Genomic DNA, 24,251 nt, shown 5'->3' with positions numbered 1-24,251 from the left:
CGGGCTGAAAGGCCCGCTCGTTTTTATAAGGAAAGCATATGCAATACATCAACGTCGCCAATCAAGGCGTGAAATCTCTTTCACCTTACCAAGCCGGAAAACCAATCGAAGAACTCGAACGTGAATTAGGTATTACTAATATTGTTAAACTTGCTTCAAATGAAAACCCTTTCGGTTTTCCTGAAAGTGCGAAAAAAGCCATTCAAGCCCAACTTGATCATCTAACTCGCTATCCTGATGCGAATGGTTTTGAACTTAAAGCGGCTATTGCGAAAAAATTTGGTGTGCAACCAAACCAAATCACCCTTGGCAATGGTTCTAACGATTTATTAGAGCTCTTTGCTCATACCTTTGCGGGTGAGCATGATGAAGTGATTTATTCACAATATGCTTTTATTGTTTACCCTTTAGTGACGAAAGCTATTAATGCTGTCGCAAAAGAAATTCCCGCTAAGAATTGGGGACATGATTTAAACGGATTTTTGACCGCACTTTCAGATAAAACCAAGCTGATTTTTATTGCTAATCCAAACAACCCAACAGGGAATTTCTTAACGGAAGCAGAATTGGATGCTTTCTTGACCAAAGTACCTGAAAATGTGATTGTGGTATTAGATGAGGCTTATACCGAATTTACTCATCCAAGCGAACGCGTTAATTCTTTTGCATTACTAGATAAATACCCTAACCTTATCGTTTCACGCTCGTTATCAAAAGCTTATGGGTTGGCGGGGTTACGTATTGGCTACGCAGTCTCTAATCCTGAAATCGCAGACTTATTAAACCGTGTTCGTCAACCGTTTAACTGTAATAGTCTTGCTTTGACTAGTGCAATTGCAGTGATGAACGATGATGCCTTTGTCGAAAAAGTGGCTGAGAACAACCGCCAAGAAATGAAACGTTATGAGGCCTTCTGCCAACAATATGGATTAGACTTTATTCCGTCTAAAGGTAATTTTATTACCATTGATTTTAAACAGCCTGCAGCATCAATTTATGATGCATTATTACGTGAAGGCGTCATTGTTCGCCCAATTGCAGGCTATGGCATGCCAAATCACTTACGTATCAGTATTGGCTTACCACAAGAAAATGACAAGTTTTTTACTGCACTTAAAAAAGTGCTTAATTTAGGAAATGAAAAATAGGAGCATTTATGACTCAAGTAACAATGATGGGTAATCCCATTGAAGTAAGCGGCAACTTTCCCAAAAAAGGAGAGAAAGTGACCGCACTTACGCTCACCAATAAAGAACTCGCTGACGTCACGCTTGATACTTATGCAGGAAAACGCAAAGTTTTAAATATTTTCCCAAGTATTGATACAGGTGTATGTGCAACTTCTGTTCGCAAATTTAATCAACAAGCAGCTAATTTAAAAAATGCTGTGGTACTTTGCATTTCAGCTGATTTACCTTTTGCACAAGCACGATTCTGCGGTGCAGAAGGTATTGAGAACGTAGAAACGCTTTCTACTTTTCGTCATAAAGAGGTCCATGAAAACTTAGGGGTAAACATCACAACTGGTCCAATCACGGGTTTGACTGCTCGTTCAGTGATTGTCTTAGATGAAAACAATAACGTGTTACATAGTGAATTGGTGTCTGAAATTAAAGATGAGCCAAATTATGAAGCTGCGCTAGCCGCACTATAATGAATAAGGCGCTTTTTTCATAGAAAGCGCCTTTTTATTTATTCAGGGAAAATCTCATTCAATATCAATGCAATCCCATCATCATTATGCGAAGCGGTGACACGATTAGCAGCTTGTTTAATTTCATCCGGTGCATTGCCCATTGCTACGCCTAATCCCACGCTTTCTAGCATATCTAAATCGTTAAAGTTATCACCGAAAGCAACACATTCCTCCATCTTCACATGAAAGTAATCTTCGAGAAAACGTACTGCATTACCTTTTGTCGCGGATTTATGCATCACTTCAAGGAAATTCGCATGAGAACGGCAAATACTTAAATGCGGGAATTTCTCTTTCAAGATTTGCTCAATAGCAATCACTTCATCTGTTTCACCAATGATTTGAATTTTATGTGGAGAATAGACTGCACTTTCATCATAAGGATCAATCTGAATGCCTGTCACGCTACGTTCATAAATCACCCATTTATTATCCAAATCGCGAGCGACGCAATCATCATAGGTATAATAATTGACACCTAGTGCAGGATAGTCTGCTAATACTTGATTAATGGCTTGAATATCAGCAGGATCAATTTGTACCGAATAAATAGGCGTAGCGTTTTTATCTAAAATCAAGGCACCACTGAATGCCACAATGATATTGTAATTTTCAATAAGTTTCGCATAAGGCCAAATACCCAGCGGCGAACGCGCAGAGATTGGTGTAAATGGGATACCTTGTTTTGTAATGCGTTGAAGTGCATCTAAGGTTTTAGGCGAAATTCGATGATCGGAAGTTAATAAAGTACCATCAAAATCGCTGAATACGGCTTTATACATAATTGCTCCAAATCGTCATTATTTTTCGGAAAGATAAGGGTCAGCAAAGCCCAAACCCTGCATAATTTCAGTTTCTAAACTTTCCATTTCTTCGGCTTCATCATCTTCAATGTGATCGTACCCCAACAAATGTAAGCTGCCATGCACAATCATATGCGCCCAATGTGCCATTAAAGGCTTTTCTTGCTCGATAGCTTCACGCTCCACCACTTGACGGCAAATCACCAAATCACCCAACAACGGCAACTCCACTTCATCAGGGCATTCAAAAGGGAAAGACAACACATTGGTTGGACGATCTTTACCACGATAAGTCAAATTCAAGTCATGACTTTCCGCTTCATCCACAATACGTACTGTCATTTCAACATTATCACTTTCTGGTTGAACTGCAGCGGTTGCCCATTGCAGAATTTGTGCTTCTGATGGCAAGCCTTCTGTATTTTCACAGGCCAGTTGCAAATCGATAATCATATTGCCCATGTTATTCTCCTAAATTCGTTTCATTTTCTGACCGCACTTTTTGTTCACGTTCAGCTCGACGCTGCGCTGCGATTTCTTGGCGACGAATTTCATCTTGAGCTTCCCATTCTTCGTAAGCTTGCACCACTTTTGCCACCACAGGATGTCGTACAATATCTTTACTCTCAAAGTAGTTAAAGCTCAATTCCGACACTTTGCTTAATACTTCCATGGCGTGGCGTAAACCCGATTTTGTGCTGCGCGGTAAATCGATTTGAGTCACATCCCCTGTAATCACGGCTTTAGAATTAAAACCAATACGGGTCAAAAACATTTTCATTTGTTCGACCGTCGTATTTTGGCTTTCATCTAAAATAATAAAGCTGTCATTAAGTGTTCGCCCACGCATATAAGCCAATGGTGCGATTTCAATCACATTACGCTCCATCAATTTTTGTACGCGTTCAAAGCCAAGCATTTCAAATAACGCATCATAAAGTGGTCGCAAATAAGGTTCAATTTTTTGGCCTAAATCACCCGGCAGGAAACCTAATTTTTCGCCCGCTTCCACCGCAGGACGAGTCAGTAAAATACGACGAATTTCTTGGCGTTCTAATGCTTCAACTGCCGCTGCTACGGCTAAAAAGGTTTTCCCCGTTCCAGCAGGTCCAATCCCAAAACTAATATCGTGCGTAAGAATATTGTGTAAATACTGAATTTGATTTTCACCACGCGGTTTAATCAAACCTCGCTTGGTTTTAATTGTGGTGCTATAAACGTGATTTTCACTGCGTGACTCACTGCCTTCTTGCGATAACATTCTGCTCTCTTGCAAGGCAATATGCACATCTTCTAAATCAAGCTCTTTCACTTTCCCTTTAATTGGTGCAGTCTCCACATATAATGTTTGGATTAATTTAGCCGCACGATCAATTAATTGCTCATGGTAAGATTTAGGATTTTCATCATTTGATTTCACGGTAAAAGTGAAATTATTGCGGGAAATATTGAGGTTAAATTCTTTTTCAATCAGTTTGATATTTTCATCAAATGCACCACAAAGGGATTGCAGACGATCATTTTCTTGAGGTTCTAAGGTAAAAGTTGTCATTAAATTTCATTTTAGAATTGTGAATACTATCTCCATTTTAGCCTAATTACGATGAATGTAAAACGGGCTTCACCAACTGATGAAGCCCGATAACCAAATTAAGGCAATTCAGGGAAAAGCATCTTAATCACATTCATTGTCAATCGTCGAGATTGTCCACTAAATGGGAAAATATGCATCATCATCATAGGATTAAAATTTGCCTCAATCACACCCCACGAACGCAAACTCGGTTCTGCCGGCTGTTTCAAATCAGGAATAATTAAATCTACGCCACAAACTGCCGCCCCCATTGCCTTGCTAATCCCTACCGCAATTTCTTTGTAACTGGCATGCATTTCATCCGTCATATCAATAGAATCACCACCTGTACTAATATTAGAATTTGCACGTAATTGAACAAGTTGATCTTTTGCAGGAATAGAATCCACGGTTAATCCTTGCTCCTTAAGCTGCAACTGCTCAATATCCCCCAATGCTATTTTTTTCAATGGCGTACGACTGCCATCGCCCCGTAAAGGATGATCATTTTTAGCGGCAACTAATTCAGCAACAGTATGTACACCATCTCCAATGACATTTGCTGGAACACGTAATAAGACGGCTAACGTTTGATCCCCCAGTACAAAAAAGCGATATTCAGTGCCAAGTAGATAATCTTCAACCATGATCTCTTTATCTTCACGGAAAGCAATCTCTACTGCTTTTGCAAAATCATCTCTATCCGTTACACCTTGTTGGAAAATACTGATCCCTAAACCAAAATTCGTTGATTTTGGCTTAATCACGACAGCTCGATTCTCAAAAAGTGGGAAATTTTCGACCGCACTTTTCACATCGGTAAACTCGATGCTTTGCGGTACATTAAATCCGGCTTTCGCTAACACTTTCTTCGTCACCACTTTATTTTCCATAATGAGTGGAGAAATATAGCTATCGTGAGAAGTCATATTACCGTTTTTCACATATTCCAAATGATCGCCAAATTGAAGACTGATAAATTGATCACGTTCATCTAAAATCTCAATCTTTAGCCCTTTTTGGATTGCATCAAACAATAACGCTTGTGTGGACAGTTCCATATTATCAAACGCAGTTAATGCATAAAAACGTTCAAAGGCTTTTGCTTTATTAGATTGCGCAATATCGGCCCCTAATTGTTGGTAACTACCGACCTGTTCAATTGCCGCAACCACTTTTGCACAAAGCGTTTGGCTTGGATCCGCAAATTGTCCTAATTTGTCTTTAACAATCGTTTTAATCTCATCACTCACATTAAGTTGCTCAAGCATTTTGAGCATTTCAAGGAGGACTAATTCACCTTCTACCGCATAAACACTTTGCTGTCTTGGATCTTCCCATGCCACTTCAGCAAGACGTGCTTTGCCTAATTTTATACCTTCTTGATCAGCGGTATCATCAAGCCATGCCATTAACAAAATAAAATAATGAATGAATTTCGCATCTGCAAGTTCCATTCCATAAGGTGCAAACGGATTGAGATCAAACAAACGAAATTCTAAATATTGAATTCCTTTTTCAAGTAAATCGCGCGCTTTTTTAGCGCCACGCAAACGTACGCTTGAGTAAAACTCTTTTTCCGCAATCAAATCACCCGATTTCACCCAGTGTTCTAACGTCTCAACATACTCTTGCAAACTGTCATAAGAAACGTGGATCTTCGGATCATTCACATAACCATATTTCCCTGAACGTAAACTCCGCACATATTGATGCGATTTAAGTGGTGAATTACCGCTGAAATATTTTTCCTCTACCGTCGGTGTCGCAGAAAACAGATAAAGCAGAATCCATTGATAGCGTAAGAAGTTTTTGGCTATTTTTAGGTAAAAATCATTTTGAAAATCAACCGCACTTTGTGTTTCATTTTGCGCATGAAATAAAGCATCAATAAACTTAGGGTCAATTTGAAAATTGTAATGAATACCACTGACCATTTGCTTATATTTACCGTAAGACTGGACTAAATGCTCACGATAAGCCACATCTTCCTGATTATCTAATTGTGCAACCTTAATGTGTTCTTCTGGCGGTAATCCTGCAGGCATACTAAAAGGAAAAATAAATTCATCCTCCGGTAAAGTTCGCAAAGTCACTTCATGAATGGCTGAAAGCCAACGTAGTGTATCCTCTAACTTTTTCATAGGGGGAGTCACCAATTCCAACTGACTTTCTGCAAAATCAGTTTGAATATAAGGGTGAAAACGACGATTACCAAAGGCTTTAGGGTGCAATGATGTAACTATTGAACCATCTGCATATACCCGTTGACTTTCCTTTTCAATCCCAAACGACCCTTGCTGGAATAAGAGCTCTAAATGATGTTGTTTAATGATTTGCTGAATATTCATATCCGTCCTTATTAGAAATTTCTACTAGACATTATGGAGAAAAATCAACATAGGACGAAGTAAAAAAATAGAATGGGATATGAAATTTTGATATAAGAGAAAAACATCTGAGAATTATTTGCATTATCTCTTTTAAATATATTAGAATGGGATGAATTTTATTTTCAGAAAATGGGCGATTTGCCCGATAACATAAAGGAGTTTTCATGAAAATTAAGCACTTCCAAATTGCCGCACTAACCGGCTTAATGGCGTTTGCAGGCTTCGCTTCTGCAGATATTACTGTTTACAATGGACAGCACAAAGAAGGTTCTCAAGCTGTTGCTGATGCATTTACAAAAGCAACGGGCATTAAAGTGACCTTAAACAGTGCTAAAAGTGATCAACTTGCAGGTCAATTAAAAGAAGAGGGCGATAAAACCCCTGCTGACGTATTCTTTTCTGAACAAACTGCACCTTTCGCTGCCCTGTCTGATGCAGGCTTATTAGAACCGCTTTCTGCAGATACTATTAAACAAACTGCACACAAGGGCGTTCCTCTTGCACCGAAAAAAGACTGGGTCGCATTAAGCGGTCGTTCTCGTGTTGTGGTTTACGATCACACTAAATTATCTGAAAAAGACATGGAAAAATCCGTGTTAGATTATGCAACACCAAAATGGAAAGATAAAATTGGTTACGTTCCAACTTCAGGCGCATTCTTAGAGCAAGTTGTTGCGATTACCAAATTAAAAGGTAAAGATGCCGCTCTTAAATGGTTAAAAGGCTTAAAAGAAAACGGTAAACTTTATGCGAAAAACAGCGTTGCTCTTCAAGCGGTTGAAAATGGTGAAGTACCCGCAGCGTTAATCAACAACTATTACTGGTATACACTTGCAAAAGAAAAAGGTGCTGATAACCTCAAAACACGTCTTTACTTCATTCGTCATCAAGATCCAGGTGCATTAGTGACCTATTCTGGTGCAGCGGTATTAAAAGGTTCTAAAAATAAAGAAGAAGCGAAAAAATTCGTTGATTTCTTAGCAAGTAAAGAAGGACAACAAGCGTTTGTTTCAGTACGTGCAGAATACCCACTTCGTACCGATGTGGTTTCTCCATTTAACATGGAACCTTATGCGAAATTAGAAGCGCCTGTTGTTTCGGCAACCACTGCTGAAGACAAAGACAACGCCAATAAACTTATTGAAGAAGCTGGTTTGAAATAAGTTTAATTTGCTATGCAATATAGGGCGTGTAATACACGCCCTTCTGTTATTTACTCTACACTAATATTTTCAAAGGATTTTTCTGTGTCTAATCGCCCACCTCGCTGGCTTATAGCCTTAATCGTGCTGATTAGTTTGCCATTATTACTCCCTTTTTTATATGTTATTGAGCGTGCTGCAGATGTCGGATTGGCTCGCAGCATTGAATTACTTTGGCGCCCAAGAATGTGGGAATTGCTCAGTAATACCCTACTTTTAATGGTATTTGTCACACTTTTTGCCATTATTCTCGGCACACTATGTGCGTTTTTATTAGAACGTTATCGCTTTTGGGGAAAAGGCTTTTTCCAAGTAGCCATGACGCTCCCTCTTTGTATTCCGGCTTTTGTCAGTTGTTTTACGTGGATCAGTCTTACCTTCAGAGTGGAAGGCTTCTGGGGAACCATCGGCATTATGACGCTGAGTTCTTTCCCGCTTGCTTATCTCCCTGTCGCGGCGACCTTAAAAAGACTCGACCGCTCTTTAGAAGAAGTGAGCCTTTCATTAGCTAAAAGCCATGCTTACACATTTTGGCATGCGATTTTTCCACAACTCAAACCCGCCATCGGTAGCAGCGTATTATTAATTGCGCTTCATATGTTGGTAGACTTTGGCGCCGTGTCTATTTTAAATTACCAAACCTTCACTACGGCAATTTTCCAAGAATATGAAATGGCCTTTAATAACAACACCGCCGCCTTACTTTCTGGTGTGTTAATGGTGATCTGTATCTTTGTTGTGATGGGGGAAATTCGTTTTAGAGGCACACAAACACTCTATCAAAGCGGCAAAGGCGTAATACGTCCGTATCCATTGAAAACCCTCTCAGCAGGAAAACAAATTTTAGTCGTAAGCTTTTTCACGACCATTTTTGTGCTCAGTATTGGTGTGCCGATTACTATGCTGATTTATTGGCTAACCGTGGGAAGTTCCATTGAAGGTGCGGTCGATTTTGGGGAATTTTTTACCGCCTTCACAAATTCACTGACTATATCAACACTGGGTGCAACACTTACCGTTATTTGTGCACTACCATTGGTATGGGCTGCGGTACGCTATCGCAGTAAATTGACGATTTGGCTTGATCGAATCCCTTATCTACTTCACGCTGTGCCAGGGCTTGTTATCGCATTATCATTGGTCTTCTTTACCATCAACTATGCCTATTCCCTTTATCAAACCTTTACCATGGTTATCGTTGCCTACTTTATGCTTTATCTTCCAATGGCGCAAACGACCTTGCGTAGCTCGCTTGAACAAATGTCTAGTAACATTGAAAAGGTAGGGCAAAGCTTAGGCCGTAGCAACTTTTATATTTTCCGTACCTTAGTCATTCCAGCTATGTTACCGGGGATTGCGGCTGCCTTTGCTTTAGTATTTTTAAACTTAATGAAAGAGCTCACCGCAACCTTATTACTGACCCCTAATGACATTAAAACGCTTTCAACTGCGGTGTGGGAATACACCTCTGATGCACAATATGCGGCTGCAACGCCTTATGCCATTATGTTAGTGCTATTTTCAGGGATTCCTGTATTTTTACTGAAACGATACGGTTTTAAATAACGAGAAGATAAAAATGACAACATTACTCGACATTAAAAATTTGAATAAATCCTTTAACGGACACCAGGTTCTGCACAATATCTCTCTGCAATTAGAGAAAGGTGAAATTCTATTTCTTCTTGGCGCATCTGGTTGTGGAAAAACCACCTTATTGCGTAGTATTGCTGGTTTTGAACAACCAACAAGCGGTGAGATTTGGTTAAAGAATCAACCTATTTTTAAAGAAAATCTCAATGTGCCGACCCAGCAACGCAAATTAGGCTATGTGGTACAAGAAGGCGTGCTATTTCCTCATTTAAATGTTTACCGCAATATTGCTTATGGCTTAGGCGATGGCAAAGGGAAAACGGAAGAGGAAAAACAACGCATCGAAGAAGTGATGAAACTCACGGGTATTAGCAGCTTAGCGGACCGTTTCCCTCATCAGCTTTCTGGTGGTCAACAGCAACGTGTTGCACTTGCTCGAGCACTTGCACCAAGCCCTGAGTTAATCCTGTTTGATGAGCCATTTAGTGCGTTAGATGAACATCTAAGAAATCAAATTCGTTACGATATGTTACAAGTATTAAGAGAAAGTGGTTCCTCTGCCGTATTTGTAACCCATGATCGCGATGAAGCACTATGTCATGCTGACAAAATCGCAGTGATTCAAGAAGGGAAAATTCTCCAAATTGCGACACCTAAAACGCTCTATTGGTCACCTCAGTATTTGTCTATTGCTAAATTTATTGGGGACAGCATTATTCTTCCTGCAACATTAAAAAACGATAGCATCGCGACCTGTCAATTAGGTGAAATTGCCATCGAAAATAAAGGAAATGGCCATACGCAAGGGAAAGTGTTATTCCGCCCTGAGCAATTCTCTCTTGCGAAAAAAATCCAAGACCCGACCGCTTCTTTTAAAGGTGAGATTAAGCGAATTGAATCAAGAGGACGAGCTATCAATATTTGTATTGATGTTTGCGGTTATGAATTGAATATCAATGAAGATCTCATCAACGAATACCATACTGACGAACAAGTCACCATGTATTTGTATGGGAAAGGGGTATTCTATAATGACTAAAAAAAGGCGGAACACATTGTTCCGCCTTTTTATATGATTTAATGACCAAGTGATTTTCGCATTTTGATGTTGAGCATTTCAACTACTGTTGAGAAGCCCATTGCAAAGTAAATGTAGCCTTTTGGAATATGAATATCCAAACTTTCAGCAATTAAACTTACTCCAACTAAAATTAAGAATGCTAAGGCTAAAATCTTCAATGTCGGATGGGTATCAACAAAATTACCAATTGGTTTCGCTGCAAACATCATCACACCTACTGCAATCATAATTGCCAAAATCATCACTGGAAGGTGGTTTGCCATCCCTACCGCAGTAATCACTGAGTCTAAAGAAAACACAATATCTAAAATCGCAATTTGGATTAATACACCCAAATAACTGACTTTCTTCTTATTATTCTCTTCTTCATGATGTGATTCAGGATGCATCGCTTCTTTGATTTCACCTGTACTTTTCATAATCAGGAATAAGCCCCCAAGGAATAAAATCAAATCGCGACCCGAAATTTCCTGACCGACTAAAGTGAATAGTGGCTCCGTTAATTTCATCATCCAGGAAAGAGAAACAAGAAGTAAAATACGAGTAATCATCGCTAATCCAAGACCGATAATACGACCAGATTGGCGTTGATTCGCGGGTAAACGTCCTACTAAAATACTAATAAAAATAATGTTATCAATACCCAAGACGATTTCAAGAGCGGCCAAAGTAAGCAATGAAATCCATGCTTCAGGATCAACAAGCCATTCAAACATAATATGTTCCTATATAAAATCCGAAAGGTTGAATCATAGACAGTTCACGTAGAAAATCAAGATTTTTCCTAACTTTTTAAGGTCTCGAAAATCTTTTCGGCTAACGCTTTAGAAATACCGGGTACAGAGGCGATTTCATCCAACGTGGCATTTTTGACACCTTGCAATCCACCTAAATATTTCAACAAGGCTTGACGTCGTTTAGCACCTACCCCTTCAATGGTTTCCAATCCACTTTGGGTAAAGGCTTTTTGGCGTTTTTGACGATGACCGCTAATCGCATGATTATGGCTTTCATCTCGAATATGTTGGATTAAATGCAACGCAAGACTATCATCCGGCAAATGGATTTCACGATCTTGTTTGCTGATAATCAACACCTCTTGTCCTGCTCGACGATCTACACCTTTTGCAACACCAATTAAGTGCGGTCGGTTTTTATCCCATTTTACGTTGAGGTGATGAAAAACCTCTAAGGCACGATTAAGCTGCCCTTTACCACCATCAATAAAAATAATATCGGGAATTTTATCTTCATCAAGATCGCGGTCGTAACGTTTCTTTAAGGCTTGCTCCATCGCTGCATAATCATCACCACCCGTAATACCTTCAATATTAAAACGGCGATAATCTGATTTCAGTGGGCCTTCTTGATTAAATACCACGCAAGATGCCACGGTTTGATTACCCATCGTATGACTAATATCAAAACATTCCATGCGTTTAATTTCAGGCATATCGAGCAATTCACAAAGCGCTTGATAACGTTCGTACATTCGGGAAGATTGTTTAAGTTGAGTCGCTAAGGCCGCTTTGGCATTAATTTGTGCCAACTGCAAATACTTGCCTTTATCGCCTTTAGCAGATTCTTGTATCACCACTTTTCGGCCGGCTTGTTCAGTTAATAAGGCCTCAAGCTCCGCTTTTTCATCTAATTTATGATCCACAATAATACTATTAGGAATACTTCTGCCCTGATGACCTTGCAAATAGAACTGCCCAACAAAAGTGGCTGTGAGTTCAGATAAATCTGTATTAGCAGGCACTTTCGGAAAATAACTGCGATTGCCCAATACTTTGCCTTGACGAATAAACATTACCTGAACACAAGCTAAACCGTGCTGATACGCAATGGACATAATATCCATGTCATCCAAACGCTCATTGGAAACAAATTGTTTTTCGATAACAGCACGAACCGCTTGAATTTGGTCACGATAACGTGCCGCGCCTTCAAAATCCAAGTCTCGGCTCGCCTGCTCCATTTTGCCAATGAGATAATCTAATACTTGCTGATCTTTTCCTTGTAAAAATAGTCGTGCTAATTCAACTTGTTGGTTATATTCCTCATCAGTCACATAGCCTGGCACACAAGGTGCGGAGCAACGCCCGATTTGATATTGCAAACAAGGGCGGGAACGATTGTTATAAACCGAATTTTCACATTGACGAACAGGGAATAATTTTTGCATTAACGACAAGGTTTCACGCACTGCACCCGCATGAGGATAAGGCCCGAAATACTCGCCTGCAATTTTTTTCGTTCCGCGATAAGAAGTAATGCGAGGATGGCGTTCTTTTGTCAATAAAATAAAAGGATAGGATTTATCATCTCGCAATAACACATTATAACGAGGTTGATAAAGCTTAATGAAGTTGTGCTCTAGCAATAACGCTTCAGTTTCTGAAGAAGTAATCGTCGTATCAATATGATGAATTGACGACACCAAGGCTTCTGTTTTTTTGCTGCTTAAGTTTTTTCGGAAGTAGCTGGAAAGGCGCTTTTTGAGATCTTTCGCTTTGCCCACATAAATAACCTGATCTTTATCGTCATACATACGATAAACACCAGGTTTATGAGAAACGTCAGAGAGAAACTTTTTAGAATCAAACATCAGTAAAAACTACGCCAAAATTGACCGCACTTTTTCTAAATCTTCTGCTGTATCCACACCAACAGCTGGAACTTCTTTCGCCAATTCCACATGGATACGCTCGCCGTACCACAATACACGGAGTTGCTCTAATTTCTCTAAGTTTTCTAATTGTGTTGGTGCCCATTGCACATATTGTTTAATAAAGCCTGCACGATAAGCATAAATACCAATATGACGGAGATACGCATCAGCCAGTTGCGCCTTTGAGGTATCTTCTAATTGCATAAACTGGTCACGATCATAAGGAATCACTGAACGGGAAAAATATAAAACGTAGCCATCTTTATCCGTAACGACTTTCACGGCATTTGGGTTAAATAACTCTTCCGCTTCGTGAATTTTTACCGCAAGTGTCGCCATATTCACGTTAAATTTCGCTAAATTCTCTGCCACTTGACTCACAATAACGGGTGGAATTAACGGCTCATCCCCTTGGATGTTTACAATAATTTCATCATCAGCAATACCAAGCTTACTTACCACTTCCGCTAAACGCTCAGTACCAGAATTATGTGCTTCTGATGTCATACACACTTCTGCCCCAAAAGCTTTTGCTACCTTTTCAACTTGTTCGTTATCTGTCGCAATAATGACTCGGCTCGCGCCTGATTGTTGAGCTTTCTCAAAAACATGTTGAATCATGGGTTTACCAGCAATATCAGCTAAAGGTTTACCTGGTAAGCGGCTCGATGCAAAACGAGCAGGGATAATAACTGTAAATGACATAAGTATTCCTTATTCTTTTAATGTTTCGGCTTTTTCTGCCAACAAAACCGGCACGCCGTTTTCAATAGGATACGCCACTTGCTCAAAAGGGCAAATGAGCCGTTGATTTTCTTGATCGTATTTCAATCTTGCCAAACATCGTGGGCAAGCGATCACGTCTAATAATCGAGGATTAAGTTTCTCACGCATATTTCACTCGAATAGAGTTAAACTAAATGACGGATTTTTTCCCACAATTGTGGAAGTTTTTGGCCTTGATTTTCAGCCTCTACAATCTCTGCATCAACGGGAACATACCACCAATTCTCTTTAGCAAAAGCTTGGCATTTTACTGCGTCCTTTTCGGTCATAAAGAGCGATTGGTTTTCAGCGAGTTTTTCTAATAATTGCGGCTCAAAATGTTGATGATCTTGAAAAGCTTTCGTATTTTCTAAACGAATATTTAAATTTTCCAACATCGTGAAAAAACGTTGTGGGTTACCAATTCCCGCGATGGCTGAACCTTGAGTAAATTCACTTAACAAGCGTTTTTCTGCCGTCACTAAATTAATCGCATAGTGAGGAACTAATTGCATAATGGCATCAGAATAAGCATTTTTTCCGCCATTAGTAATCACAAAGTCCACATTTTTTAAACGACTTGGTAACTCACGCAAAGGCCCAGCAGGTAACACAAAGCCGTTCCCTAAAGCGCGTTCTGCATCCATCACCACAATTTCAATATCACGTCGCAACTTATAATGTTGTAATCCATCATCCGAAATAATCAGATCGCAATCTTGTGTTTTCAAGAGTAATTCGATAGCTTGTTGACGATTCGGTGAAATCACCACAGGCACACCTGTTCTTTTGGCGATTAAAACAGGTTCATCGCCCCCTTGAAGAGGATCGGTTTCTGGTGTAACAAGTAAAGGATAGGTTTTAGATTGGCTACCATAGCCACGAGAAATCACGCCTACACGTAATCCTTGTTTTTGTAACTCTTCAACTAACCAAACAACGACAGGGGTTTTACCATTTCCACCAACAGAAAGATTACCGACAATAATGATGGGTTTCGGGGATTTATAAGAGGATAAGATATTAAGAGAAAATAGTGCTCGGCGAATTTGGCTAATCAACCAAAATAGCAGTGAAAAAGGAAGGAGCAACCAAGCTAGCTTTGAATTAGAGTACCAAAAAGGCATTTCATTTATCCTATATTGATTTTGGGCGAACTCATTGGTTCGCCCTTATTATTTTATCCGCTAAACTGCATACTGTGTAATTGTTTATACGCACCATCAAGCGCTAATAAATCTTGATGCGTACCACGTTCTTTAATTTCACCGTGCTCAATGACTAAGATTTCATCGGCATTTTCAATGGTTGATAAACGATGCGCAATCACCAATACTGTACGATCTTTTTTCAGTTCTTCTAATGCAGACTGAATCGCACGTTCAGATTCGGTATCAAGTGCAGAAGTCGCTTCATCTAAAATTAAGACAGGTGAATTACGCAATAACGCACGAGCAATGGCTAAACGCTGGCGTTGACCACCAGAAAGACTCGCGCCATTCTCACCAATAACGGTATCAAAACCTTGTGGAAGTTTCTCAATAAATTCTAGGGCATAAGCCGCTTTTGCTGCTTCGATAATTTGCTCACGGCTGTATTTATCTTCTGCTGCATAGGCAATATTATTGGCAATCGTATCATTAAATAAATGCACTTGTTGAGAAACAACAGAACAATTCTCACGTAAATTAGATAGACGATAATCTTGAATTCTCACGCCATCTAATAAAATCTCACCCTCATCAATATCGTAGAAACGCGTCACTAAATTGGCAATAGTCGATTTACCCGAACCTGAACGCCCCACTAAAGCCACGGTTTTGCCTGCAGGCACATTAAAAGAGATATTATTTAAGGCTTTCTCTTCTTTACCCTCATAAGCAAAACTTACGTTTTTAAATTCTAAATCACCTTTTGCGGGTTCTGCTTTATATGTGCCATTATCTTTTTCAGTTTCTAAATCTAAGATCGAAAATAATGTCTGACAAGCCGCCATGCCTCGTTGGAATTGTGAGTTTACATTCGTCAAGGATTTTAACGGACGCATCATCGCTAACATGGAAGAAAATACGACAGTGAAAGAACCCGCAGTTAAATTATCATCAGCAATTAATGGTGTCGTTGCTAAATAAAGCACTGCTGCCAACGCCAAAGAAGCAATCACTTGCACAACTGGATCAGAAATGGCATCTGCAGTGACCATCTTCATACCTTTACGACGCATATCGTTACTGACTTTATCGAAACGCTCTTCCTCCACTAATTGCCCACCAAAAGAAAGCACTACCTTATGCCCTTTCAGCATTTGTTCCGTCGCAGAGGTTAATTCCCCCATGGAATCTTGCATATTTTTACTGAGCTTACGGAAAATCTTAGATACCATGCGAATCAGTACTGCAATAATCGGGCCAATCACAAAAAGCACAAGTGTTAATTCCCAACTGGTATAGAACATCACAACAAGCAACGAAATTAAATAGGCTCCTTCGCGAACAATCGTCACTAATGAACTAGATGAAGAGTTAGCAATCATTTCTGAGTCGTAAGTAATACGAGAAAGTAATTTTCCTGTTGAATTACGATCAAAAAAGCTCACTGGCATAAACATTAAATGTTTAAACAAACGGCGGCGCATAATCATCACTACTTTACCGGATACCCACGCTAGGCAATAAGTAGAGACAAAGTTGGTCACCCCACGCAATATAATCATGCCAACCACAACAAACGCCATCAGTTTTAGGAAGGAATGATCGGCTTTCCCAAAACCATCATCGAGCAACGGTTTAAGCATATAAATCAGGCCAGAATCAGCCAATGCATTAAAAACGAGAGCGACAGCAGCGACAAATAAACCCGATTTAAAAGGTGAAATCATCGGCCATAAACGCTTAAAAGTTTGCGAGGTTGAAAAATCTTTATCTTGCATAGTTTGTTCTTGCATCACATTGTCTTAATAAAAATTGGCTGCATTGTACCTGTTATTTTGGGGATAATCCAATTACACGGGCAAACCAAGGTGAAAAATCCCCTCTCGCCTTTTCAACTTCAATCCTTTTTTCAATAAAATTTAACCTTATATGACCTGAAATAGCCGTATTTTCGACCGCACTTTGATAACGATTTAATCGTTCAATGACTGTTGGATGAGGAAAATTCCACGCATTCCATCGTCCACTTGAAATTAAGGCGATATCCGGTTTTGTCTGTGCCAATAAAAACTCGCCTGTTGAAGTTTTACTGCCATGGTGCCCTACCTGTAACACATTAATTTTGCCTAGTTTTTCAGCAAAAGATTTTTCTGTCGCCACATCCGCATCACCGGTTAAAAGAATCTGGTACTGTCCATCCGTGAATACAATCACGCAAGATTGGGGATTCTCCGCCCTATCTGTTATTTGCGTTGGTGAAAGAACTTTAAAATCAAGTCCTCGCCACTGCCATTGTTTCCCCTGAAGACAAAAAGTGCGGTGCGTTTCACCATAGTTTTTGCGAGAAGGTGTAATCAGATCAATCTCTGGATATGCGGCTAAAATCGCTTTAGCGCCACCTGAATGATCATTATCATCATGGCTTAAAATCAAGGTTTCAAGTTCAATGCCTTCCCGTTGAAGATAAGGTAATATCTCTAATTCCGCCATAGAAGAGCTACCTATTCCACTCTGCCAAGCAGGCCCCGTGTCATACAACACGCCTTTCCCCTCTTTCACAATTAAGGTTGCTAAACCTTGTCCAACATCTAACGTATCTAACTGCCATTTGGGTTTCGTGAGATATCGATACCCAAGCGTACTCATACAAACACTTAAAATAAGGATTACGCCCAATAGGGCTTGTTTATACTCTTCTGGCAGTAAGATTTTTGTGTTATTTAACGTGAAAAATCGACTCGATTTTAACGGTGTATTTTTTGTTTGTGCTTGAGATGCAAAATACAATCCATATAACACTCCGCCAAAAACAAGGCTTAAAAGTGCGGTCAAAATGAGGGATAAATTAATTGAAATCGGCATATACGATCCTTGGAAAACACTGAGGCATTGTGTAATACCTTGAGCAATCGCATTTGAAAGAGGCCAAGAAGAAAATGCGCCATTCGTTAACACCGCAAAGAGAATCAAGGGTACCAGTAAGAAGCTATACAAGGGCACGGCAATTAAATTCGCAAAAAAACCATTTAACGCTAAGCCATTAAAAAAGAAAAGCTGAATAGGCGTGAATAAAATCAACAGCCCTAACTGCAAATGAAACAAGCCTAAAATCCACCGCACTTTGCGGGATAATTTTTGATGTTGCCATTCAATGATTGATAAGGGAACATATCGATACCACACAATCAGACAGGTAACGGCACCAACTGAAAGCCAAAAGCTCACCGAAAGCGGCATAAGCGGCTCACAAAAAAGCAAAAATGCCACCACCAAACACAGCATTTGTAAAGGCGTGTAATATCGTCGCGAAAATTGAAGGATTGCAATAAAAAGCAATGCCATCATTGCACGAAAAGTCGGTAAACTAAATCCAGCTAAATAGGCGTAACCTAAGGCAATCAACACACCAAAGCAAAGCGGAAACCAGGGTGAAATAAAGCGTGTAGGCAGTGAGAGTTGCAATAATCGAGCAAAGAAAAAGCCTATCCCCATTGCTAAACCGATATGGAGTCCTGAAATGGCAATTAAATGTGCTGTATTCGTTTGTTGGTAAATCAGCCACGTTTTATTATCTAACCAAGCCCGCTCACCAAATGCCAATGCAATAAGCAAGCCTTGTAAAGAAAGCCCTTCCGTCTGCTTGAGGCTATTCTGTAGAAAATCTGTGCGGTAAGAAAAATCGTCCCCAATTTTGACCGCACTTTTCACATTCCCTACGGCAATAATTCTTTTGGAAAAATACCATTGCTGTCGATCAAATCCCCCATGGTTTAATCTCGCCGAAATAGGGCGAAGCTTTACATCCGCCCGCCAAGTTTCGCCAAGTTGTGGTTTTTCTGACGCTCTCCAATTAATAAAAATTTTTTGTTCTTTCCCATCAAATAAAGACGCCGTAGCAACCAACGTTTGATAATCTTGCTGATGAAGAATTTCTGAGATGTGGAGATCTAAGGTGATTTTATTCGGTAAACTTGAAATTCTCTCTGCTTGTCCCAATAACGATAAGGCTGATGAATGCGCATAAGCCAAAGTAAGTAAAAACAAGATACTACTTATGCAAAAATTTCTGGCTTTAAAATAATTGAACCAATGGAAACAAAGTGCGGTCATAACCAACATTAAAATGCTCAGCCCAGCCTGTTGCCAAGTGAGCAGTAAAAAATCTGGCACGACAAGCAAGGATAAGGCTGAGACAATGAGCATCATGCACAGTTGAAATAGCGTGATTTTCATTTTAAGTGTGATTTATAGCGAGAAAGTAAGGCAAACTAGCCTTAACCTCATAGATAAGCAAATAAACATACTGTTTTTTGCGATCACGATCGCAAATTTGAAATTTCTAAGCTAAATTTATTTGCTAAATAGGTGAAGTTCTGCTATTTATATCGCCCTTAAAAAACAGGGTTCTTATGTCAGCTATTTTTTAGCCGATAAGAATCAATCAAAACAACAAGACAGGAAGTCGTTAAAATCTTTACTACATTAGGAGTTATCAATGTCTAAGGCATCTCTAAGTTTGCTGGATTTAGCCGGTGTTACACCTTATCAACCAAAGAAAGGTGAAGAATACATGAATGAAGATCAAATTCTTCATTTCAGAAAAATTTTAACTGCATGGCATGAGCAAATTGTGGAAGAGGCATCAAGAACTGTTGCTCATATGCAAGATGAAGCTTCAAACTTCCCAGATCCAGCAGACCGTGCGACCCAAGAAGAAGAATTCAGTCTTGAATTACGTAACCGCGATCGCGAGCGTAAATTAATGAAAAAGATTGAATACACATTGAAAAAATTGGACACCGATGATTTCGGTTACTGCGATTCTTGTGGGGAAGAAATTGGCATTCGTCGCTTAGAAGCACGTCCTACTGCTGATCTTTGTATCGATTGCAAAACCCTTGCTGAAATTCGTGAAAAACAAGTCGCAGGTTAATTGATTCAAATAACCCAATGAAAAAGTGCGGTCAAAAACAACCGCACTTTTCGTGTTTTTATCAAATGTGCATTTAACACAGAGAATGGAGTAAATTATTCTTACTTATATAAAAAATTTATTTGGTAAAAAAACTAAAAAAGAAACTGAAACCAATATAAATTCGCCTGTCCCAAAAACAGCGCCAAAAACTGAAAAACCAAACGTTTCAAAAACAGAGCGTTCACAACCCAAGATCGCCCCGTCCTCTTCTCACCATAAAAAAACCAACACCCAAGCGCATCGTCACGACAAACATAGCGTGAAAGCCTCTCATTTCGGCATTAATCCACGTATGTTTAGCCGTAATGCCATCACTGTGGTAGAAAAATTGCAACGACAAGGTTATGAAGCTTATATCGTTGGGGGGTGTTTGCGTGATTTATTATTAGGTAAACATCCAAAAGATTTTGATGTGGCAACGAATGCACGACCCGACCAAATTCAAGCGGTATTCCAACGTCAATGTCGTTTAGTTGGTCGTCGTTTCCGCCTTGCGCATATTATGTTTGGTCGCGATGTGATCGAAGTGGCCACGTTCCGTGCTAGCCATTCGGATGCGCGCAGTGAAAATCAAGCGAAACAAAGTGATGAAGGGATGTTACTGCGTGATAACGTGTACGGCACCATTGAACAAGATGCTGAGCGTCGTGACTTTACCGTAAACGCCCTTTACTACAATCCGCAAGATAATACGTTGCGTGATTACTTCAACGGAATTGATGACCTGAAAAACGGGAAATTACGTCTGATTGGCGATCCCGTTACCCGTTATCAAGAAGATCCTGTGCGTATGCTACGCTCTGTGCGCTTTATGGCGAAATTGGATATGTTCTTGGAAAAACCAAGTGAACAGCCAATTCGTGAGCTTGCACCATTGCTGAAAAATATTCCACCGGCGCGTTTATTCGATGAAAGCTTAAAATTATTGCAGTCTGGCAATGGTGTAAAAACCTATAAATTACTTCGTCAATATGGCTTATTTGAACAGCTTTTCCCAAGCTTAACGCCTTATTTTACCGAAAAAGAAGATAGCCTTGCGGAGCGTATGATTTTAACGTCGTTAAATTCAACTGATGAACGTATTGCCGATAAATTACGCATTAATCCAGCCTTCTTATTTGCGGCATTCTTCTGGTATCCATTGCGCGAAAAAGTAGATGTGCTGAAAAATGAAGGTGGCTTAAACAATCATGATGCTTACGCCCTTGCAGCAAATGAGGTGCTTGATCAATTATGCCGGTCATTAGCCGCACCTCGTCGTCATACATCTGTCATTCGTGATATTTGGATGTTGCAATTACAACTGCTTAAACGCACGGGTTCGCACCCTGCTCGCACGATGGAACATCAAAAATTCCGTGCAGCCTTTGATTTATTGGCGATGCGTGCCGAAGTGGAAGGTGGCGAAACCGTTGAACTCGCAAAATGGTGGCATGAGTACCAACTCAGTAATCAAGAACAACGTCGCCAATTGGTTCAAGAGCAACAAAAATTGCATCCTGCACCGAAGAAAAAATATTATCGCAGACGTAAACCTAAGGCGGCTAACTAATGGTTCAAGTGTATATTGCCCTTGGCAGCAATTTAAATACGCCTACAGAACAATTAAATTCGGCATTAGAGGCAATCTCTGCGCTACCTAATACCGAATTAAAATCTGTCAGTGGATTTTATCAAAGCAAACCATTAGGCCCGCAGGATCAACCGGATTATGTAAATGCAGTGGCGATGATCGAAACCACTCGCCCACCTTTAGCTTTACTCGATGAATTGCAACGTATCGAAAATGAACAAGGTCGCGTGCGTTTACGTCGTTGGGGTGAGCGTACACTGGATTTGGACATTCTGCTTTATGGCGATCAAATCATTCAAAATGAACGCTTAACCGTGCCTCATTACGATATGAAAAACCGCGAATTCGTGATTGTGCCGCTTTTTGATATCGCACAAGATTTGATTTTACCGGAAGGCGAAAAAGTCGCCGATTTGGTGAAAGCTTTTGAAAATCATCAAATGCATAAAATCAAAAACAGCGAGAAAATTGACCGCACTTAACTCAAAACAAAAGGGCTGATATTTACTATCAGCCCTTCTTTTTTACCTATCAATCTAGGCGGCAACGGAAACAAAGATTTCTGTGCCGATAATCACACAAATAAAACCAACCAACATTGGGACAGACATACGTTTTACGATTTCAAATGGTGAGATTTTTCCCATACCGGATACCGCCACAACCACGCCGGAAACCGGTGATAAACCACGACCTAAGTTAGAGGCTTGTAACATTGGAATGGTTAAGAACGCTGGATTGACGCCCATTTGGGTAGCTAATTTTGGAATTAATTCTGCAAAAGCATAGAACGCCGCGTTACCTGAACCTGTCGCCATGGTGGCTAAAATGGTAATCACCGCAAGCACTAACATCATAAAGAATGCTGAACCACCGAAGGTTTGTGCTGAGTCGATTAAATTAGTGATAAAGCCGATTGTACTTAAACTTTGTGCAAATACACCTGCCGCCACTAAAAGCATCACTACGCCCGCAAAGGCATCTGCCATACCGCGATATGCCACCACAAGATTATCGAAGGTTTGTTTTGCGTTAAAGCTACGTAAGAAATCCACTACTGCAGTAATGATAAAGCAAAGCACCATCACGGTAACAATGTGTAAATTTGGCAAGCCCCATTTACCGTCAAAAATCAACACGCCAATAATAGGTAATAATGGCAAAATCGCATAGTAATTTGGTGCAGTGGTTTTAATTTCATCTGCATTCAAACGTTCTACTTGTACACCTTCTTTTTTATCTAAATAACGCTGCCAGAAGAAGTGCGCGACAGCAATCCCTAGAATCGCAAAAATCGAAACTGGTAATGCGGTGCCAAAGGCAAACTCACCTAAAGGAATTTTTGAAATTTCAGCAGAAAGCACCACGTCGCCCGATGTTGGAGAAAGGATAATAGAAATTGGCGATGCACAAATTGCCGCTGCAGCCCCACGTGAAATCCCCACGTTTACCATGACAGGGAATAATGTCGCCATTAATAACACACCTAAACCTGTTGCAGATGACACAGCAAAAGACATTAAACATGCAAGGAAATAAGCAAATACCATTAAAATATAAGGTGAACGGATATTTTTCAGTGGTTTTGACACCAATTTCACCACCACATCGTTCGCGCCAAGATGAGTCATGTACACGGAGAAACCACATAACACCATGATCATCAAGCCTAAACCGCCGCCACGATTACCGAGTAGATATTTCACATATTCTAAAATATCAAAATAGGTGGAACCGGTGCTTTTCACACCTTCTGGTAAAATCGAATGTCCCATCAGCACTGAAATGAATAACAAGACCAAGCCACCGAACATCAACACGCCAGTCGCTGAGTAGCCTTTCACGATATAATATGCCACCAAGACAATGGCAATCAAACCTATAATCAGATCCATAATTTACCTCTTTATTAAAATAATATCAGCAAGATAGCGATTGAATTGGCTGTTGTAAATCAGTTCAATACGAAAATTTGAGGTAGATCACAAAAAGAGTTTTGGGGAGAAAGTGCGGTTGGTTTTGGAGGTGTTTTAAGAAGTAGTTTTTACACACCTTTATTATTGCTATCATTCGATTAGAACTATGAAATATAGAAACATTATGAACATGTTTTTTTAGACATTTTTAATCTCTTGAGCATTTCCTTTTTATAATCATCAGAAGATTTTGAAAAATGACTCTCATCAAGATACAAACCAATAATCTCTGGAGGAATTAAGAATTTTACCTCTCGCTCTATTAAATATTCTAAAAGGAAGGTCACTTCAGAATCTTCATAATAATTAACTGCATATAATCCCCAACATTGATAAATAAAAGGGTCAATTATTTCATAAATATATTGTATTGAAAGTTGTGAACAATCTGTAGATTCTGGGTAAGCGAAATGCTGTATAGAATTTCTCAACCGCCCAAACTTTTTATATAAATCTACATTCTTAATAGTAACTCCTGTTGTAGCCCACAAGTGTTCTGGTAAATCTGAATACTGCACAGTTTTAGCATTATTTAATAATGATTCATAATCTAAATGCTTAACCTGGGAAGATTTAGGTAATGAATCAAAAATTAATAACGGATGTTCCTGCGCAATTCTCGCCTTGATTAATATCTCCATAGCATGTGCTACTTGCAAAACAGATAATTCTGCCCACATATCATTTTCAAATGAAAAATAATTTGCATGTGTATTAGCGTGACTTAACGCAGCCAATCCAAGACGTAACATTCTTTTAGGAACATCATCTAACTTATGCTTCATAAAATATCCAC

The 24,251-nt window shown here is 39.7% G+C and carries 21 protein-coding genes; 8 read left to right on the top strand and 13 right to left on the bottom strand.

Annotated features, from left to right (window positions below):
* The first annotated feature begins 38 nt into the window (after positions 1-38).
* Both hisC and tpx read left to right on the top strand, forming a co-directional pair.
* The gene (gene hisC / locus HMPREF3020_RS05405) at positions 39-1,148 is read left to right on the top strand and encodes a histidinol-phosphate transaminase (protein WP_070775796.1); all 1,110 of its coding nucleotides are present in this window, start codon (positions 39-41) and stop codon (positions 1,146-1,148) included.
* Between the two features lie 8 nt (positions 1,149-1,156).
* On the top strand, positions 1,157-1,654 hold the full coding sequence (tpx, locus tag HMPREF3020_RS05400) for a thiol peroxidase (protein WP_070775795.1): 498 nt from the start codon (positions 1,157-1,159) through the stop codon (positions 1,652-1,654).
* A gap of 38 nt (positions 1,655-1,692) precedes the next feature.
* Here tpx and HMPREF3020_RS05395 read toward each other — a convergent pair whose 3' ends face one another.
* From HMPREF3020_RS05395 to gshAB, 4 genes are all read right to left on the bottom strand, one after another.
* A complete protein-coding gene (locus HMPREF3020_RS05395) occupies positions 1,693-2,478 on the bottom strand; it encodes a Cof-type HAD-IIB family hydrolase (protein ID WP_049385136.1) in 786 nt (261 codons plus the stop codon).
* An 18-nt stretch (positions 2,479-2,496) separates the two neighbouring features.
* Entirely contained in the window at positions 2,497-2,961 is a 465-nt protein-coding gene (gene ybeY / locus HMPREF3020_RS05390; protein ID WP_049374391.1) for an rRNA maturation RNase YbeY, read from the bottom strand.
* A 1-nt stretch (position 2,962) separates the two neighbouring features.
* The gene (locus tag HMPREF3020_RS05385) at positions 2,963-4,051 is read right to left on the bottom strand and encodes a PhoH family protein (protein ID WP_070775794.1); all 1,089 of its coding nucleotides are present in this window, start codon (positions 4,049-4,051) and stop codon (positions 2,963-2,965) included.
* A gap of 98 nt (positions 4,052-4,149) precedes the next feature.
* Positions 4,150-6,423, bottom strand: coding sequence for a bifunctional glutamate--cysteine ligase GshA/glutathione synthetase GshB (gshAB, locus tag HMPREF3020_RS05380; protein WP_070775793.1), 2,274 nt, complete (start codon positions 6,421-6,423; stop codon positions 4,150-4,152).
* Positions 6,424-6,629: 206 nt separating this feature from the next.
* Between gshAB and HMPREF3020_RS05375 the strand changes: the two genes are divergently transcribed.
* The 3 genes from HMPREF3020_RS05375 (at position 6,630) to HMPREF3020_RS05365 (ending at position 10,299) form a co-directional block, all read left to right on the top strand.
* On the top strand, positions 6,630-7,628 hold the full coding sequence (locus HMPREF3020_RS05375; protein ID WP_070775792.1) for an iron ABC transporter substrate-binding protein: 999 nt from the start codon (positions 6,630-6,632) through the stop codon (positions 7,626-7,628).
* An 84-nt stretch (positions 7,629-7,712) separates the two neighbouring features.
* Entirely contained in the window at positions 7,713-9,233 is a 1,521-nt protein-coding gene (locus HMPREF3020_RS05370) for an ABC transporter permease (RefSeq protein WP_070775791.1), read from the top strand.
* A 13-nt stretch (positions 9,234-9,246) separates the two neighbouring features.
* A complete protein-coding gene (locus tag HMPREF3020_RS05365; RefSeq protein ID WP_049370160.1) occupies positions 9,247-10,299 on the top strand; it encodes an ABC transporter ATP-binding protein in 1,053 nt (350 codons plus the stop codon).
* A gap of 38 nt (positions 10,300-10,337) precedes the next feature.
* On the opposite strand, the gene HMPREF3020_RS05360 is transcribed toward HMPREF3020_RS05365, so the two are convergent.
* From HMPREF3020_RS05360 to HMPREF3020_RS05330, 7 genes are all read right to left on the bottom strand, one after another.
* Positions 10,338-11,057 (bottom strand): TerC family protein, encoded by a 720-nt coding sequence (locus tag HMPREF3020_RS05360; RefSeq protein ID WP_049372408.1) that lies wholly within the window; start codon positions 11,055-11,057, stop codon positions 10,338-10,340.
* A 68-nt stretch (positions 11,058-11,125) separates the two neighbouring features.
* Positions 11,126-12,952 carry an excinuclease ABC subunit UvrC gene (gene uvrC, locus HMPREF3020_RS05355; RefSeq protein WP_070775790.1) on the bottom strand — a complete coding sequence of 609 codons (1,827 nt, stop codon included), beginning with the start codon at positions 12,950-12,952 and terminating at the stop codon, positions 11,126-11,128.
* 9 nt (positions 12,953-12,961) lie between these two features.
* Positions 12,962-13,720: a 3-deoxy-manno-octulosonate cytidylyltransferase gene (kdsB, locus tag HMPREF3020_RS05350; RefSeq protein ID WP_070775789.1), complete on the bottom strand. Its 759-nt coding sequence runs from the start codon at positions 13,718-13,720 to the stop codon at positions 12,962-12,964.
* 9 nt (positions 13,721-13,729) lie between these two features.
* Entirely contained in the window at positions 13,730-13,909 is a 180-nt protein-coding gene (locus HMPREF3020_RS05345; RefSeq protein WP_049372406.1) for a Trm112 family protein, read from the bottom strand.
* Between the two features lie 17 nt (positions 13,910-13,926).
* The gene (lpxK, locus tag HMPREF3020_RS05340; RefSeq protein WP_070775788.1) at positions 13,927-14,907 is read right to left on the bottom strand and encodes a tetraacyldisaccharide 4'-kinase; all 981 of its coding nucleotides are present in this window, start codon (positions 14,905-14,907) and stop codon (positions 13,927-13,929) included.
* Between the two features lie 53 nt (positions 14,908-14,960).
* Positions 14,961-16,724, bottom strand: a complete 1,764-nt coding sequence (msbA, locus tag HMPREF3020_RS05335; RefSeq protein ID WP_070775787.1) for a lipid A ABC transporter ATP-binding protein/permease MsbA — start codon at positions 16,722-16,724, stop codon at positions 14,961-14,963.
* Positions 16,725-16,761: 37 nt separating this feature from the next.
* Positions 16,762-19,164 (bottom strand): DNA internalization-related competence protein ComEC/Rec2, encoded by a 2,403-nt coding sequence (locus HMPREF3020_RS05330; protein WP_070775786.1) that lies wholly within the window; start codon positions 19,162-19,164, stop codon positions 16,762-16,764.
* 262 nt (positions 19,165-19,426) lie between these two features.
* On the opposite strand from HMPREF3020_RS05330, the gene dksA reads away from it, so the two are divergent.
* From dksA to folK, 3 genes are all read left to right on the top strand, one after another.
* Positions 19,427-19,864 carry an RNA polymerase-binding protein DksA gene (dksA, locus tag HMPREF3020_RS05325; RefSeq protein ID WP_049370154.1) on the top strand — a complete coding sequence of 146 codons (438 nt, stop codon included), beginning with the start codon at positions 19,427-19,429 and terminating at the stop codon, positions 19,862-19,864.
* Between the two features lie 235 nt (positions 19,865-20,099).
* Complete coding sequence (gene pcnB, locus HMPREF3020_RS05320) at positions 20,100-21,458, top strand: polynucleotide adenylyltransferase PcnB (RefSeq protein ID WP_083315434.1); 1,359 nt, start codon at positions 20,100-20,102, stop codon at positions 21,456-21,458.
* On the top strand, positions 21,458-21,961 hold the full coding sequence (gene folK / locus HMPREF3020_RS05315; protein WP_070775784.1) for a 2-amino-4-hydroxy-6-hydroxymethyldihydropteridine diphosphokinase: 504 nt from the start codon (positions 21,458-21,460) through the stop codon (positions 21,959-21,961). Before pcnB ends, folK begins: the two co-directional genes overlap by 1 nt.
* 54 nt (positions 21,962-22,015) lie before the next feature.
* On the opposite strand, the gene dcuC is transcribed toward folK, so the two are convergent.
* Positions 22,016-23,374 carry an anaerobic C4-dicarboxylate transporter DcuC gene (gene dcuC, locus HMPREF3020_RS05310; RefSeq protein ID WP_070775783.1) on the bottom strand — a complete coding sequence of 453 codons (1,359 nt, stop codon included), beginning with the start codon at positions 23,372-23,374 and terminating at the stop codon, positions 22,016-22,018.
* Positions 23,375-23,577: 203 nt separating this feature from the next.
* Positions 23,578-24,240: a hypothetical protein gene (locus HMPREF3020_RS05305; RefSeq protein WP_070775782.1), complete on the bottom strand. Its 663-nt coding sequence runs from the start codon at positions 24,238-24,240 to the stop codon at positions 23,578-23,580.
* Positions 24,241-24,251: the final 11 nt, after the last annotated feature.

The organism is Haemophilus sp. HMSC068C11 (assembly GCF_001815355.1).
In the GTDB taxonomy this organism is placed as follows: domain Bacteria; phylum Pseudomonadota; class Gammaproteobacteria; order Enterobacterales; family Pasteurellaceae; genus Haemophilus_D.
Note: the sequence above shows the minus strand (reverse complement) of the source record. Positions and strands in the feature narration are given on the sequence as shown.